1 protein-coding gene is annotated in these 395 nt (G+C 72.9%); it reads right to left on the reverse strand.

Annotated elements, in window-relative coordinates:
• On the reverse strand, window positions 1-395 hold a 395-nt coding region (locus AC1DCP_RS26610; protein WP_476774901.1), incomplete at both ends, for a hypothetical protein.

A 395-nucleotide genomic window follows, 5' to 3' on the forward strand; every position in this document is an offset into this window, starting at 1 on the left:
AGCCAGCGCATGGCCTGCCGCTGCACGTCGCCGGCGGCCAGCGCGCGGCCTTCATCGACCAGCCCGTGCTGCCAGAACAGCCACAGCGACCAGCCGATATTGGCGGCGGCGTGTTGCACGGCGTCGACCGAATCGGCCTCGTAGCCGGCCTGCAGCGCGCCGGAGAACGCCTGGAGGGCGTCGCGCGCGGCGGTGGGGCGATCGACCTTGCCGGGTTTGGCCTTGGGATCGTCCGGCCGCAGCGCCAGGCTCTTGCGCACCAGTGCGCCCAGGTTCAGCGTCTCGAAGCGGACGCGCGGGTTGTAGCGCACCACCGGGCGTAGCTCGGCATCGGCGTTGAGGCGCGCCAGCTCGCCCTGCGCGGTGTCCAGGTCGCCGCGCGCGTAGTGCTCCCA

The sequence above is a fragment of the Agrobacterium sp. 10T429 genome (assembly GCF_056393925.1).